Genomic DNA, 16126 nt, shown 5'->3' with positions numbered 1-16126 from the left:
CTGGTCGTGGTCAGTGCGGTAGAAGATCAATCACGAGCCGCAGTGAACGACTGTTGATTCTCTTTTCTGCTGTATTCCACGCCGGCGGAATCCTGAAACAACACATCAAACGGTCCCGTCCGCGCCACAGGTCTCTGCTCGCCGCCCACCCTAATTGCAGTACTTCGAGTAAGCTTCGCCTCTCGCAAATACCGCTGACGAAGGTCGCCGGCTGGGAACTCGTTGCCGATGCTAGTCAACTCGTCAGCAATGCGTAGCAATCGCTTTGTGTCGTCGGGCCAGAGATCGCGACGCGCTAGCGTGGCCGCTGCTGCATCGGCAGGACGCTGGAGCGCTCGCAAGACAACTGCCTGGTTGAAATAGTGCTTACTCAGCGAGTCACGAAAGCGGGCTATGCCCGGAGCACGTTCATACGCTTGACGCTGAGCCGCAATTGCCTGTTCGAACGCTGCACTTGCTGCTTCCCACTGCCGGTTCGCTTGTCGGACCATGCCGAGGTTGTTGTAAATGCCCCCGAGACCGCTCAGCAAGCTCAAGTCCTGTGGGTGCGCTTCGACCAGATCTTTTTGAATCGCAAGCGCTTTATCAAACGATGATTCCGCTGCGGACAATGACTGTGAACTCGTTTGGGCCATTCCCAAGTTATTGAAGGACGTTGCTAGATCGCGGCGATAGGCCGTCACGAGCGGTGCAATAGCCACTAGCCGTTCCTGAATGGTAATTGCATCTCGAAAGCACAGTTCGGCTTCACTGCGACGATTCAAACGCGAGTGAACGGTTCCCAGATTGTTGTAGCTGAGCGCCAAATCGCTTTGATAACTCCGCCGCGTGGGATACTCACGCACTAGAGCCGACTGGATAGCAAGTGACCGTTCGATCCAACGTTGTGCTGCAGCTGATTGAGCGGGCAGATAGAGCGAGCTCAAATTGTTGTAGCTGGCGGCCAGATTGTTTAGGTTCGCTTCGTCGCGGGGAGTGATCTTGCGAATTGATTCCTGAATCGTGATCGCTGTTTGGAATTGCTCAGCAGCCTGCCGCTTATCGCCGGCCTGACTGAAGAGGAGCCCCAAATTGCACATGGTGGTTGCCAATTCTGGCTGAACCTGCGCTGCCAGTGATGAGTGTTCCGCGAGTTGCGTTTGGATCGCGAATGCCCTCTTCATTTCTTGTTCGGCAGCTGCCATCGCACCGCGCTTTTGCAGCACCTGTCCCAAATTGTTACAGCACAGGGCCAGACTTCGCTGATGCTCATCGTTTGCTGGCTTGGTTTGCACGAGCCTCGCGAGAATCGCCTTGGCATCTTGATAGGCCCTTTCGGCGTCGGACTGCGAACCAATCTGCTCGGACAAAAAGCCAATCTTGCTGTAGGTGAGCGCCAGATCGGCCTGGAGTGACGGATCATTCGCCGCTTCGCGGGCGAACTCGCGATAGTACGGCAGCATCTCCGCCAGCAGTTCCCGCCGCATTCCCTCCACACCGGGAAGGTCGTTTGCCAGCATTTGATTGACCCGCGCACCGAAGCGATCGAGCACTTCGCGCGCCTGGCGAAACTTGGCCTCGGCACGCTGATAGTTCTGTTGCGCGCGCAAGCTATTCTGAGTGGCAGTACGGTAGGCAGTGTCTTTCTCTGCACGTTCCGTCGCGATCATCACCAGACTAACAACGACACCGATCATTCCCAGCGCTAGCGCGCCGATCGTTGCCGCAACTGAGCGCTGATGCCGCCGAGCCCATTTTTCGACGCGCGAACTCAACGAGGGACAGCGGGCAACGATTGGCTTTCCATCGAGAAATCGCTGCAGGTCGTCGGCCAACTCGCCGGCAGTGGCGTACCGCTCGTCACGGTTCTCTGCCATCGCTTTGAGCACAATGTTTTCGAAATCAATGGGAATCGAGCCATTCCAGCAGCGCGGACGTCGCCACTGCGAGCGGCTGTACTCAACGGCTGTTTCCGCTTGTGCCGAACCTTCGCAGGGGTGCCGCAGCGTGGCCAATTCGTACAGCGTGACGCCCAGCGAATAAACATCGGTGCGATGATCGACCAAGGCCGGCTGTCCTAAGGCCTGTTCCGGACTCATGTAGGGCATGCTGCCGACCACGTAACCGGTCTCGGTCAGGCAGGCACCCGATTTGCAGCGAGCAACGCCGAAGTCGGTGATCCACACCTTGCCTCTTTCGTCGAGCAGCAGATTTGAGGGTTTCACATCGCGATGGACGACCCCAATCTCGTGCGCTGCATCGAGCGCCTCCGCAGCTTGCACGCCCATGCGCGCAACAGCCATCACATGGTCGAGCGTTTCGGCAGTGCGCGGTGTGCTGCCCGCGGGTTCCTCGCGCATCTCGGCGATGAGTTCACCCAGCGACTGTCCGCCAATCAACTGCATCGCAAAGTAGTGAATTCCGTGCGCTTGCCCAACGCCAAAGACGGGTACGATGTGAGGGTGGTCAATTTGGGCAGCCGCCTGTGCTTCGTGCTTGAAGCGCGCAATCTGCTTTTCGTTGATCGTGGCAGAAAACGGCAGCAGCTTCACAGCGACCCGGCGTCCGAGCGAAATCTGCACCGCTTCATAGACCACCCCCATGCCGCCGCGACCGATCTCACGTACCAGGCGATAATCGCCGAGTGCCGCGCCCAGTTCCACTCCTCCGGTAATGGCGATTGAGGTCAGCGAAGGCTGAGCCGCAACCGCATTGTGGAACAGCGCGAGGCCGCTCAAATAACCGCGCAGGCGGTCTGCTACGTCGGGGTGCCGGGCCAGCAGTTCCTCCGGTCCGACCGGTTCGCCGCGCTCCAGTCCCGAGAGATATTCATCCAGTATTTTCGCCAGCCGCTCGCGTTCGCCGTCCGAGTCGGCGCCGCAGGCTTCGCATTGAGAGTTGGTGACGTCGTTATCAATCATATTGCTCCGCTTTCCGATAGACCGCGCGGAGCTTTTCGATCGCCCGGAGCCACAGCATTCGCGTGGCACCGGGCGAGCGATGCAGTCGCTCCGCAACTTCCTCGAACGAAAGCCCTTGAATATTTCGGAGGACAAGTACCTCGCGATAATGTTCGGGCAGTTGGCTCAACAAAGCAGCCAGTAATGTCGGCCGCTCGTCGGGCGGGATGCTGGTATGAGGCGCGAAATACGATTCTGCGCTCGGTGATTGAGCCAATGCTCCCATTGCCCCTGGAATTTGATCCAGCGAAATTTCCCGGCGAATGTCTCGCTTGGCCGTGCGCACGTGCTGTTCGACAAATCGGGCCAGGCTGTTGACGAGAATCTCGCGCAGCCAGGCCATGAGTTCGCGTTCCGTGTGCCCCCGGAACTGGGCGAAATGGGCATGCGCACGTAGCATGGCTTCTTGAACGATATCAGACTGGCTGACACGTGGTCGCAGCCGTCGCTGGAAGTGAGTCGAACCGAGCAGTGTCAGATAGGCACGACAATGTGCGAGCAGTTCGCCGATGCTCTGCCGATCTCCGCGCCTAGCGCTCGCCAGTAGCGACTCAATCTCTGGACGCGGATAAATGCAAATTTCAGACGTGTCAGAATCCCGGGCAACCGGGCCTGCTAGCGTGGGGGGCGACATCAACGTGGAATCCTTTTCATTGGCCGCTGTGGCTGAGATTGTACCGAGAGAGTCAAGCCCAGCCACCGGGTATGCGACCTCTCACGGCGACAACGCGCAGCGAACCTTGGTTCTAGACCGGATTCCCGGGTGAACGTCACGGCTTTTTTTGGCCAAATCCAACGAATTCCGAAACGATCATCGACGGGTCGAGCTAGCAGCCCAGAGATGAGAGCGCATTCGGGTGCCGGTTGTTTCAACCAGGCTGACCACGAATGTCATAACAGTTTGAGGTATCTAAGCTTTCGATCGGTTTGAAGCCCTGATTTTAAATCTCGGCCGCAGGGTCGGCGAGCTTTGCCAGTTGGTCATCGGGCGCGAAAATCATCGCCTCAGAGTTCAAACAAAACCGCAAACCCGTAGGGCGTGGTCCATCCGGGAAAACGTGCCCTAGATGACCGTCACAACGAGTGCACTTCACTTCGACCCGTTGCATGCGGTGGCCGTCGTCAGACTTCTCGCGGATGTTTTCGGCGGCAATCGGACGAGAGAAACTTGGCCAACCAGTGCCCGAGTCAAACTTCGCGTCCGAAGAGAACAAAGGGAGGCTACATCCAGCACAGACATAAACTCCGCAGCGCTCGTTGTCGTACAGCATGCCACAGAAGGCAGCTTCGGTCCCCTGCTTTCTTAGCACGCGAAACTTCTCGGGGGTCAGTAGGGATCGCCATTTTTCCTCCGACAGATTCCAAACGGCCGATTCCACCGGTCCGACAAGCTTGCCGACTTTGTTGAACACATACACAAGTGCCATCGATTCATTTCCCGCGGTGCTACATCAAAGTAAATTCTCAAGCCGATCAAGTGTCGTGCCCGCCCATCTTCGAGCAAAAGCAAGTTTTGTCATCTGCCGAAAGTCATATGCCGAATGGCAGACACTGGATTAGTGAAAGTTTGTGTCCGAACCATTGAATGGCCGGCATTACGGAAGATGGATAATGCCACGCTGCAGGGCAATGGTGACGGCGTGCGTGCGGTCTGTAGCATGTAGCTTGGCCAGAATGTTCTGCACATGAATCTTCACCGTGCCGGCGGCAGCACCCAATTGCCCAGCAATCTCTTTGTTGGCTAGACCTTGGGCAACGAGTGACAAGACTTCAATTTCGCGTGGAGTGAGGGCGTCCTGCGGAAAGTATCCTGCGACACGTTCGGCCACTTCGGGTGACATGAGTTTTTGCCCGGCGAACACTTTGCGTATGGCGCTCAGCACCACGGTGTGAACCATCTCCTTGAGCAGGTAGCCACGAACACCAGCTTCCAAGGCTCGAAAGATGTCCTGGTCGCCGTCGTAGCTGGTAAGTGCCACGATCTTGGCGTCTGGAAACTCGCTGCGGATCACTTTGATCGCCCCAATGCCGTCGAGCCCCGGCATTCGCAAGTCCATGAGCGTGACATCTGGCCGATGCAAGCGGAAGAGTTCGACCGCATCGTTGCCATTCGCGGCTTCGGCCACAAGTTCCACATCGTCTTCGTTCGCCAAGATGGCAACGATTCCCTTGCGAACCAACGGATGATCATCCACGCAGAGCACGCGAATTACAGTTGCGGATTTATCGTCGCTCATATTGCTCTCCGCTCATGCGGCACCGCGGTAGGACGGAGAACTGGGCAAGCGAAGCGTTACCGTCGTGCCTTGTCGCAACTGACTGCGCCAATGAAGTTCAGCCTGAATCTGGCTGGCTCTCTCACGCATGCCGATAATGCCATAGTGCCCAGGCTGAACCTGCTCGAGATGCCGGGCGACATCGAATCCGGATCCATCGTCCTGGACCGAAATTTCGAGCATTTGGCGAGCAAGGCTCACCTTGACGTCGATCACGCTTGCTCCCGAGTGTTTGACTGCATTGGCAATGGCCTCCTGCACAATGCGCAGCGCGTTGTATTCGACGTCAGCTTCCAGATTGGGGATTGCTGTGCAGAGTTCCAAACGCAAGCGAACATCGCTTCCTTCGGTCAACTGGCGGGCGGTATCAGCAATCGCGGTAGCGAGTCCAGACTCAGTGCCTTGCGGATTGCGCAGGCCGGCGACCGACCGACGCGCTTCGCTCAGGCATCCGCCAGCATCGCGAATGATCTCGGCCAGCGTTTCAGACTCGGGTGATTTGTGGAGCCGTGTGGCCAGCGCCTGCATTTGCATCGTCACGCCCGAGAAGCCTTGGATGAGCGTATCGTGCAATTCGCGGGCAATCCGGTTTCGTTCGGTCAGCACTACCTGCAAACGGCTTCTGATATTCCGGATACGCAACCGATAGGCAACCCAGCTGGCAGTTGCAATCCCGACGACGACCAGAAAAATAAAACTGTAGGTTTGATAGAAGTGCGGTCTCAGCGTGAATTCGACTGGTTGATTCGTTTCCGTTTCCACGCCATCGGAATTCAGCGCCCGCACTCGAAAGCGGTAACTCCCCGGCGCGAGATTGGTATAAAACGCCTCGCGCCGTTGTCCAGCACCAATCCAATCCTGGTCGAAGCCCTCCAACCGATAACTAAAGGCGATGCGGCTCGGCGAAGCGAAGCTAAGCGCCGTGTAGTGAAATTCAAAATTAGCACGGCCTGGCAACAGTCCCCGCAGTTGTTGAGGGCGAAATTCCTGACCGTTCACGCGCACTTCTTCAATCAAGACAGAAGGGGGTGGCAGCTGCCGACTGAGGCGCTGTGGATCAACCACAATTACACCGCGGATCGTCGAAAACCACACTCTTCCATCCTGCATCTTCCAGACCGTCGGCTGCACACCACTTTGACATTCGATAGTTCGCAGCGCGTCCGTTGGACTGAAGGTAGTACTCGTCAGCCGCGAGATTTGCCCTGCTGTAAACTTCGCAAAATCCGTGAGAGGCACGAAAAATATCCCGCGACTACAGGCCATCCAGAGTCGCCCCTTGCCATCGCTCGCCAGACCAAAGATCTCGTCATCGTACAAACCATCTTTGACACTGAAGCGAAACTGCTGATCGCCCGAAATCATACCTAGTCCGCCGCCACGAATGGCTGCCCAAAGCCGGTTTTGGTCATCGACGAAGAGGGAATGACTATCCGTCCAGAACTGCTGGTGGTTGTTGAGCAAGCTGAGTTCGCCATTTTGAACTCGATACAAACCTCCGCCCACCAGCGAAGCCACCAAATATTTGCCGCAGTAGTTGATAAGCGATTGGCAAGGCTGCTGAATAATCGATGCGTCACCTTTGGGAGAGACAAAATTTCCGTCCTCGAACTCCACTAAGCCCGCGTCGGTCCCAACCCAGAGTGTGCCGGTGTGATCGCGGCAAATTGCGAGGATTCTATTGGAAGGAAGTCCGTCCACCGTTGTGTATATATCGCTAACCTGTCCGCTTTGGAGACTGCACAGTCCCTGGTCGGTACCGATCCACAATTGATCTTCACCCCCATCCGCCAGCGCAAGGATGGTATCGCTTGGCAGTCCATTTTTTGTTGTTGCGACCCTCGAAAATTGGCGGCCATCGAACTCTGCGAGTCCAGCACCCAGGGTACCAACCCAAATGTTGCCCTCGTGACTCTGTAGCACAGGTCCGGCATCATTGCTCGGGAGTCCTTCACTGGTTGTGAATGGGAGCAAAGTACGCCGATCGACAAATTGATTCAGCCCATATTTGGTTCCGACCCACACGCTTCCCTCGTGGTCTTCGCAGATCGCAAACACTGTGCTCTGCGAAAGGCCATCCTTCGCCTGAAACGCCTCTATTCGATCGCCATGAATTCGGCATAAGCCACTCTTCGTACCCGCCCAAATTTCACCATCGTGGGCTGGCGCTAAACAATGAACGACATCGTCTCCCAAGCCGTCAGCGGTTGTGAATAATCGCTCGGCGTCTCCATTCCGCCGCACAAGTCCAGCGGTGGTGCCCAGCCAGATCGTTTCCTTAGGTCCTACTTGAAGCGCCTGGATCGTGCTATGTCGAGGCAATAACTCGAAGTCTTCCTGAATGAATTGAGAACCGTCCCAACGGCAAACGTATGGTCCTTCTGTACCAATCCAAAGGGTTCCATCCTCAGCTTCGCAGATTGCGCGAATGCTGTTCGCAGGAAGTCCTTCGCTCGTTCGATAAACGGTGAACTCTCCGTCGTGAAGTTGCGCAAGTCCCTCTTCAGTGCCAACCCACAAGTCACCGCGCACATCGACGATTAGCGAGTAGATTTTCGTCGAAGGGAGTCCTTCGGCAAGTCCAAACGACGAAGTCTCACCATCGCGAATTCGAATCATGCCGGCGCTATCAGAGGCTATCCACAAGTTACCCGCGGTGTCTTCGCACAGTGTCTGAATCCAGCGATTCGCGAGCAACTCGTTTTGACTTCCTTGAACAGGAACGAAACGAACTCCATCGAACCGGTAGAGACCGGTTTGAGTTCCTAGCCATAAGTAGCCATCGTGCGTCTGCCGAATGGCAAAAATAGCCGCTCGTGGCAGCCCCTGCGGTGCTTGCCAAATCCTCAGTAACGCCTGAGAAAGTGGTCGTTGCGGATCGAGTGCTCGGACCATGCTCGGTAGCCACAACATAAATAAACTGGCAAAAACGCACGCAATCAGGGGGGGGCGAATGCGGTCTGTTCGTCTCACGCCTACCGTCGGAGTATGCTTGCTGCGGAATCCAAGTAACATTTCGCCGTTCGCTGAGATTGAAACTCTATCGCAATCGATCCCGAGTGAATAATTTGAAAGGTCTTGCTTCCTCGCAATCATCGGGGAAACGAGCCAGACTGTCATATGCCTAATGGCAGATATCAGTGGCTAAAATCCTATGCTCTCCTGATAGTTGTCAGACGTCGGTTACCTCGCCTCGTCCCACCCCCGCCTATTGATTGCGTATTCAGCCGATGATTAGGAACAGGTCAATTTCAGCATCAGCAGTTGGTCCAGCTTCGGATGCCCCGAAGAGGCGACCGCCGCCGATCGCCGAAAGCGGTCCCGCCGACCATTTGGATAGTTTATCACCAGTCCCCGAACCACGTCCGGTAGCAGTTGCCGCTGCGCCGGCGCGAGCAAGGTTCGTTTGGCTTGTATTGCTACTACTTCTTGTGGCAGGCGCTGGCGCCGGCTGGTATTACCAGGCAAACTGGTGGCCACAATTTGCGACGTTATTCGTCGAAGCTCCGCCCCCGGTGAAGGCCCCGCGCGTCATTCCGGTCGTCACGGCTACCGTGGGGCAGCGCGATCTGCAATTGTATTTGAATGGGCTAGGAACAGTTACCGCGCTGAAAACAGTCACGATCCGCAGTCGCGTCGAAGGCGAACTGGTGAATGTCTCCTTTGTCGAAGGTCAAATGGTCCGCGAAGGAGATTTGCTCGCGGAGATTGATTCTCGTCCGTTCGAAGTTCAACGCGATCAGGCAGCAGGCCAATTGGCCCGCGATGAAGCCACTCTGACCGCAGCCAAGTTAACTCTGGATCGACTAGAACGACTATTCAAGGCCAACAGCGTGTCGACTCAAGAAGTCGAAAACCAGTTTGCCATCGTGCAACAGACTGAAGGAGCGATTAAAAGCGATCGCGCGATGGTCGCCGATGCCGAGCTGCAGATCACGTATTGCAAAATTGTATCTCCGATCGATGGCCGTATTGGACTGCGGTTGGTGGACGTTGGCAATGTCGTGCGGGCGAACGACCCCAGCGGCCTGGCAGTGATCAATCAGTTGCAGCCGATTGCCCTGACATTCACCATTTCGCAAGACGAAATCCCACGCGTTCGTAAGCGGATGCTTGAAGGGCATGAACTTGAAGTGGACGCGTACGACCGTGATTTCACCACAAAACTGGCCAGTGGCAAGTTGCTTGCTACCGACAACCAGGTCGATTCTGCCACGGGAACACTGCGGTTGAAGGCGATCATCGATCAGAACGCAGCCGCTCTTTTTCCGAATCAATTCGTCAATACGCGGCTGTTGGTCGATACCATGCCTGACGCAATTGTAGTTCCTTCGGCGGCCGTTCAGCGCGGCCCCGATTCTGCTTTTGTCTACGTGGTAAAGAGCGACGACACCGTCGAACTGCGAACGGTTGTGCCGGGACCAACGGAAGGCGCAGAAACGGCCATCGAAACGGGCTTAGCGCTCGGTGAAATCGTCGTCACCGAAGGAATCGATAAGTTACAGCCAAACGCAAAGGTTTCGAGGCGCTCTGCCAAGACAAAAGATGCGAAACATAAGACTGAAGGTGCGAAGACGGCTGCGGCCAGTCCGTCAGACGTTAAGCAAGCCGAGGTCCCAAAGCCGCAAACGCCGGATGGAGTCGTACCCGGTCAAGCGGACACTTCACGAAAAGCACGATGAATATTTCCCGCCCATTCGTGCTGCGGCCGGTTGCCACCGTGCTGTTCATGCTCGCCATTTTGTTGGTGGGGTTAATTGCCTATCGCCTGTTGCCGGTGTCTGCGCTTCCGCAAGTCGACTATCCGACCATACAGGTGGTGACTTTCTATCCAGGTGCCGGTCCCGACGTCATGGCGTCCTCGGTCACCGCGCCACTTGAACGGCAGTTTGGGCAAGTTCCCGGGCTGACGCAGATGACGTCGACCAGCTCGGAAGGCTGCTCGGTCATCACGCTCCGTTTTGCACTTGAGTTAGACATCGACGTGGCTGCCCAGCAAGTGCAGTCTTCGATTAATGTCGCCTCTACTTTTCTGCCACGCGATTTGCCAAATCCACCGATCTATACAAAGACGAACCCAGCTGACACTCCGATTCTAACGCTGGCAATTTCGTCGGCGACGTTGCCCCTTTCGAAAGTCGAAGACCTCGCCGACACACGCTTGGCACAAAAGATCTCGCAACTCAGCGGCGTCGGCATGGTGAGCATTAGCGGCGGACAGAAGCCAGCCATCCGCGTCCAGGTGAATCCTACTGCGCTGTCGAGCCTGGGCCTCAACTTGGAGGACGTGCGCACTGTCATTGCAGCCGCCAATGTCAATCAAGCGAAAGGGAGTTTCGATGGCCAACGTCAGGCATATACGATCGGCGCGAACGATCAGCTCTTCACCAGCGAGCAGTACCGCAAACTGATCATCGCCTACCGCAACGGCTCGCCGGTGCACCTCTCCGATGTTGCCGACGTGGTCGACGATGTCGAGAACCTGCGCCAAGCAGCCTGGATGAACGACACGCCCGCGGTCATTTTGAACATCCAGCGTCAGCCAGGGGCCAATACAATCGAAGTCGTCGATCGGGTCAAGGCTCTTCTGCCTCAACTGAAAGACTCGTTGCCTGCGGCTGTTTCGATCGAGATCCTAACCGACCGCACGTTGACGATTCGCGCTTCGGTCGAAGACGTCCAATCCGAGTTGCTGTTTACAATTGCCCTCGTAGTGCTGGTCATTTTCGTCTTTCTGCGCAACGTCAACGCCACCATCATTCCCAGTGTGGCGGTTCCCTTGTCGTTGATCGGCACTTTTGCAGTGATGTATCTGCTCGACTACAGCCTGAATAATCTCACACTCATGGCCCTGACGATTTCGACGGGGTTTGTCGTCGACGATGCCATTGTGATGATCGAAAACATCATGCGTTACATTGAGGAAGGCGATTCGCCGTTGGAGGCCTCGCTTAAAGGTTCCGCCCAAATCGGTTTTACGATTATCTCCCTCAGCGTATCGCTGATTGCCGTGCTAATTCCATTGCTGTTCATGGGTGACATCGTTGGTCGTTTGTTTCGTGAGTTTGCTGTTACTTTAAGCGTAACCATTCTGGTTTCGGCGGTAGTCTCACTGACACTCACGCCGATGATGTGTGCCAAACTCCTCAAGCACACCGACCCGACTAAGCACGGGCGGCTGTTTCGATTTTCGGAAGCGTGTTTCGAGTGGGTAATCCGAGTTTACGGCACCACCTTACAGTTCGTCTTGCGGCACCAAACCGCGACAATGGTCGTTTCAGCCATCACACTAGTAGCTACCGTATATCTCTATCTGATCGTTCCGAAGGGCTTTTTTCCCGTGCAGGACACGGGCGTGATTCTGGGCATCTCTGAAGCACCGCAAAGCATTTCGTTCGAAGCGATGCGCGAGCGACAACGGGAATTGAATCGAGCGATTCTTCAAGACCCGGCGGTGCTCAGTCTCTCCAGTTTCATCGGCATCGACGGAACCAATACGACCGTCAACAGCGGTCGAATTCAAATCAATTTGAAACCGCACGAAGAGCGGCATGAGAGTGCCAGCGACGTCATTCAAAGACTGCAGTCGCGGTTAAATGAAGTGGCGGGGATTCGCCTCTATATGCAGCCTGTGCAGGATTTGACCGTCGAAACTCGTGTCAGCCGCACGCAGTATCAATACAGCCTGGAAGATCCCGACTCAAAGGAACTGGATGAGTGGGCACCGAAATTCGTCGCAAAGCTGCAAGAGTTGCCGCAGCTGCGGGATGTGACCAGCGACCAACAAAATTCCGGACTGCAACTGAGAGTAGTAATCGACCGCGACATCGCGTCGCGCCTCGGGATCACGCCGCAGATGATTGATGATGCGTTATACAACGCCTACGGTCAGCGACAGATTTCGATCATGTTTACCCAGCTGAATCAGTACCGTCTGATATTGGAAGTTCAGCCCGAATTCCGCAACGCTCCGCGCGATCTTAACGAAATCTATATCCGCCCTCCGAATGGCCAAGCCGTTCCGCTCAGCACTTTTACTCGCCTCGAAGAATCGACTGCACCGTTGACGATCAATCACCAGGGGCAATTCCCGGTGGTTACCGTCTCGTTCAATCTCGCGCCACATGTGTCGCTTGGTGAAGCAGTGGATGCCATCGACAAAGCAAAGGCCGAGTTGAGTCTGCCCCCTAGCACGATTGGCAGCTTTCAAGGAACAGCCGAAGCGTTCCTGGCTTCGATCAAGAACACGCCGCTCCTCATTCTGGCCGCACTGGTGACGGTCTATATCGTGCTGGGCGTCCTTTACGAAAGCTATATTCATCCGATCACGATTCTTTCGACGTTGCCATCGGCGGGCGTCGGCGCGCTCGTTGCTTTGTTGATCTGCGGAACCGAGCTGAGTGTGATCGGGCTGATTGGGATCATTCTGCTGATCGGCATCGTTAAAAAGAATGCGATCATGATGATCGACTTTGCGCTCGATGCGCAGCGCAATCAAAACATGTCACCCGCCGAGGCCATTTTCGAAGCTTGCTTGCTTCGCTTTCGTCCGATCATGATGACGACGATGGCAGCCTTGCTCGGTGCCGTCCCCTTGGCGATTGGCACCGGCACTGGCTCCGAATTGCGCAGTCCGCTGGGAATCACGATCATCGGCGGCTTGATCTTTAGCCAACTCCTCACGCTCTATACAACGCCCGTAATCTACCTTTGGTTCGATCGTTTGGGGGCCTACTTCGGCGTCAAGGTCCAGACGACCATTGTCCCGGAGGATGACCTGCCGGAGCACCTAGTTCAACATGTGCCGACGGGAGAAGGCACGTGAGCCTGTCGACTCCCTTCATTCGCCGGCCCGTGGGTACCGCGCTACTCACTATTGCCATTACGCTGGCTGGCGCGCTGGGCTACACACTGCTGCCGGTCTCACCGTTGCCACAGGTTGACTTTCCGACGATTCAAGTCAGTGCGAACCTGCCTGGTGCCAGTCCCGAGACCATGGCCTCTGCTGTGGCGACACCCCTCGAGCGGCAGTTCGGCCGGATTGCGGGCGTCACGGAGATGACTTCGGCCAGTTCACTCGGCTCCACGCAAATCACGATGCAGTTCGAACTGGATCGCAATATCAACGCCGCTGCGCGCGACGTGCAGGCAGCTATCAATGCCGCACGCGGTCAACTACCAGCCAACCTGCCAAACAACCCGTCGTATCGCAAAGTGAACCCGGCTGACGCCCCCATCATGATTCTGGCGATCACTTCCGAGACCTATACGAAGCCGCGCATGTACGACGCCGCGTCAACGATCTTGCAGCAGAAATTGTCGCAGGTACAAGGCGTTGGCCAGGTCATGGTGAGTGGCGGTTCTGCGCCTGCTGTGCGCGTCGATATCAATCCGACGATTCTCAATCACCTGCGGTTGGGGCTGGAGGATGTTCGCGCCGCGCTGAGCGCCGCCAATGCTAACCGGCCTAAGGGGAGCATTGCAGACAGCGAGCGCACCTGGTCGCTGCAAGCAACCGACCAACTCTTTACGGCGAAGGAATATGCTCCGCTGATTGTCGTCTATCGCAACGGGGCACCGGTTCGCCTGCAAGACATTGCGAGCGTAACCGACTCAGTGGAGGATACCCGCGCGTTCGGTATGGCCAACGGTAAGCCCTGTATCCTATTAATCATATTTCGACAACCAGGTGCCAACATCATCGGCACCGTCGATCGTATACGCGAGATGTTGCCACAATTGGAGGCCCAGATACCCGCCGACATGAACTTGCACGTCACCTTAGACCGTACGGCAACTATCCGTGCGTCACTGGAGGAGGTTCAGTTCACCCTTGCACTCTCGGTCGGTTTGGTAATTCTGGTCGTTTTTCTGTTTTTGCGAGATTGGCGGGCGACTTTGATTCCCAGCGTAGCCGTCCCGGTTTCGCTGATTAGCACTTTTGGCGTGATGTACGTAATGGATTACAGCCTGGACAATCTATCGCTAATGGCCCTCACCATCGCGACGGGCTTTGTGGTCGACGATGCTATCGTGGTGATCGAAAACATTGCTCGGCACATCGAAAAAGGCCTGACGCCGATGCAGGCTTCGATTAAGGGTGCACAGGAGATTGGCTTTACCGTCCTCTCGATCAGTATTTCCCTGGTCGCGGTGTTCATTCCAATTTTGCTGATGGGCGGAATCGTCGGACGACTGTTTCGCGAGTTTGCCATCACTCTTTCGGTCGCCATCGTGGTTTCGCTGGTGGTTTCACTCACCACCACCCCGATGATGTGCGCTTACATGCTGAAAGCTCACGGCGAGAAGCGTCACGGACGGATTTACGCACTAAGTGAGCGTTTTTTCGATTGGATTCTCAGTTGGTACGAATTTACGCTGCGGATTGTGCTCCGCTGTCAGTTCGTTACCCTGCTGGTGACGCTAACGACGATCGCCTTGACGATCTATCTGTACGTCATTATTCCCAAAGGCTTTTTTCCTCAACAGGACACAGGCCGGTTATCTGGCAGCTTGCAGCCTGCAGATCAGGATACTTCGTTCAAATCGATGGCGCGCCTGCTCGAGCAGTTTGCTGCCGTCGTCAGCGAAGACCCAGCTGTCTCGGGAGTGACGGCTTCGATCGGCGGCATGAGCGGGGGCGGTGGTTCGAGTTCAGGCCGCATGTTTGTTTCCTTGAAACCGCTGCACGAGCGTAAACTATCCGCCGATGAGGTGATTGCTCGCATTCGCGGCCGAGCATCGAAGCTACCTGGAGCTACCTTGTTGCTCCAAGCGGTGCAAGATTTGCGCATCGGTGGCCGCGCGAGTAGCGCGCAGTATCAATACAGCCTGCGTGGTGACAGCCTTGCCGAGTTGAACGAGTGGAACCCCAAGTTGATTGGTGCCATGCGCAAGATTCCCGGTCTGGTAGACATCAACACCGATCAACAAAACAGAGGTTTGCAGTCACGCTTGGACATCGACCGTTCGATGGCAGCCCGTTTAGGCATCACCGTGTCGACCATCGATAACACGCTGTACGATGCGTTCGGTCAGCGTCAAGTTTCCACCATGTATAAAGAGCAAAACCAATACCGCGTGGTAATGCAGGTGGAAGAGGACTTCGCGCAGAGTCCCGATGCTTTAAACCACATCTACGTTCGTGGACAGAACGATGCCCAGATTCCACTCAAAACACTCTACCGCTACTCCCAAAGGTATTCGGCCTTGTCGGCGAATCACTCCGGGCAGTTTCCCTCCACCACCATTTCGTTCAACCTGGCACCCGGTACCTCGCTCAGCGAAGTTGTTCCTGAGATTGAAAATGCGTCCCGAGAACTAGGAATGCCCGAAAGCATACAGGGCAAGTTCTCTGGCTCAGCTCAGGCCTTTCAAGCATCCCTCAGCAACCAGCCACTCCTAATCATCGCGGCACTGGTGACTGTCTACATCGTGCTGGGGATGCTCTACGAGAGCTACATTCATCCGCTTACGATTCTATCCACGCTCCCCTCTGCTGGAGTCGGTGCACTACTGGCGCTCATGTTGTGCGGGACCGAGTTAAACGTCATGGCTCTGATTGGCATCTTGCTGTTAATCGGCATCGTCAAGAAGAACGCGATCATGATGATCGACTTCGCACTTGACGCCGAACGCAATCACGGCAAGTCACCTAGTGAAGCCATTTTTGAAGCCTGCATTCTGCGATTCCGACCAATTACGATGACCACCATGGCTGCACTACTTGCCGGCTTGCCGCTGGCCGTAGGAGCTGGCAATGGTGCGGAGCTTCGTCAACCACTCGGAATTGCCATCGTCGGCGGCCTGATTTTTAGCCAGATGTTAACCCTCTACACGACTCCAGTCGTCTATCTCTATTTGGACCGCTTGCGCCTGTGGTGCAGCGGCAAGCGGGCCTAGACCGCTCGC

The 16126-nt window shown here is 55.9% G+C and carries 8 protein-coding genes and 1 pseudogene; 3 read left to right on the top strand and 6 right to left on the bottom strand.

What is annotated here, in order from left to right; all coding sequences use genetic code 11:
• Nucleotides 1–26 precede the first annotated feature (26 nt).
• The 6 genes and pseudogenes from ETAA8_RS10465 to ETAA8_RS35890 all read right to left on the bottom strand — a co-directional run.
• Nucleotides 27–2900 carry a serine/threonine-protein kinase gene (locus ETAA8_RS10465; protein WP_145087968.1) on the bottom strand — a complete coding sequence of 958 codons (2874 nt, stop codon included), beginning with the start codon at nt 2898–2900 and terminating at the stop codon, nt 27–29.
• The gene (locus ETAA8_RS10460; protein ID WP_145087967.1) at nt 2893–3573 is read right to left on the bottom strand and encodes a sigma-70 family RNA polymerase sigma factor; all 681 of its coding nucleotides are present in this window, start codon (nt 3571–3573) and stop codon (nt 2893–2895) included. Before ETAA8_RS10460 ends, ETAA8_RS10465 begins: the two co-directional genes overlap by 8 nt.
• Before the next feature lie 307 nt (nt 3574–3880).
• Nucleotides 3881–4366: a peptide-methionine (R)-S-oxide reductase MsrB gene (msrB, locus tag ETAA8_RS10455; protein WP_145087966.1), complete on the bottom strand. Its 486-nt coding sequence runs from the start codon at nt 4364–4366 to the stop codon at nt 3881–3883.
• 168 nt (nt 4367–4534) lie between these two features.
• Nucleotides 4535–5176, bottom strand: coding sequence for a response regulator (locus ETAA8_RS10450; RefSeq protein WP_145087965.1), 642 nt, complete (start codon nt 5174–5176; stop codon nt 4535–4537).
• A gap of 12 nt (nt 5177–5188) precedes the next feature.
• On the bottom strand, nt 5189–7834 hold the full coding sequence (locus ETAA8_RS10445) for a sensor histidine kinase (RefSeq protein ID WP_202921736.1): 2646 nt from the start codon (nt 7832–7834) through the stop codon (nt 5189–5191).
• A 15-nt stretch (nt 7835–7849) separates the two neighbouring features.
• Nucleotides 7850–8110 (bottom strand): annotated as a pseudogene (locus ETAA8_RS35890) (two-component regulator propeller domain-containing protein); the annotation flags it as partial.
• 521 nt (nt 8111–8631) lie between these two features.
• Here ETAA8_RS35890 and ETAA8_RS10440 point away from each other — a divergent pair.
• From ETAA8_RS10440 to ETAA8_RS10430, 3 genes are read left to right on the top strand one after another with little or no spacing between them, the layout of a single operon-like run.
• Nucleotides 8632–9897, top strand: a complete 1266-nt coding sequence (locus ETAA8_RS10440) for an efflux RND transporter periplasmic adaptor subunit (RefSeq protein WP_202921735.1) — start codon at nt 8632–8634, stop codon at nt 9895–9897.
• Complete coding sequence (locus ETAA8_RS10435; protein WP_145087962.1) at nt 9894–13040, top strand: multidrug efflux RND transporter permease subunit; 3147 nt, start codon at nt 9894–9896, stop codon at nt 13038–13040. Before ETAA8_RS10440 ends, ETAA8_RS10435 begins: the two co-directional genes overlap by 4 nt.
• Nucleotides 13037–16117 (top strand): multidrug efflux RND transporter permease subunit, encoded by a 3081-nt coding sequence (locus ETAA8_RS10430; RefSeq protein WP_145087961.1) that lies wholly within the window; start codon nt 13037–13039, stop codon nt 16115–16117. Before ETAA8_RS10435 ends, ETAA8_RS10430 begins: the two co-directional genes overlap by 4 nt.
• Nucleotides 16118–16126: the final 9 nt, after the last annotated feature.

The sequence above is a fragment of the Anatilimnocola aggregata genome (genome assembly GCF_007747655.1).
Taxonomy (GTDB): domain Bacteria; phylum Planctomycetota; class Planctomycetia; order Pirellulales; family Pirellulaceae; genus Anatilimnocola; species Anatilimnocola aggregata.
Note: the sequence above shows the minus strand (reverse complement) of the source record. Positions and strands in the feature narration are given on the sequence as shown.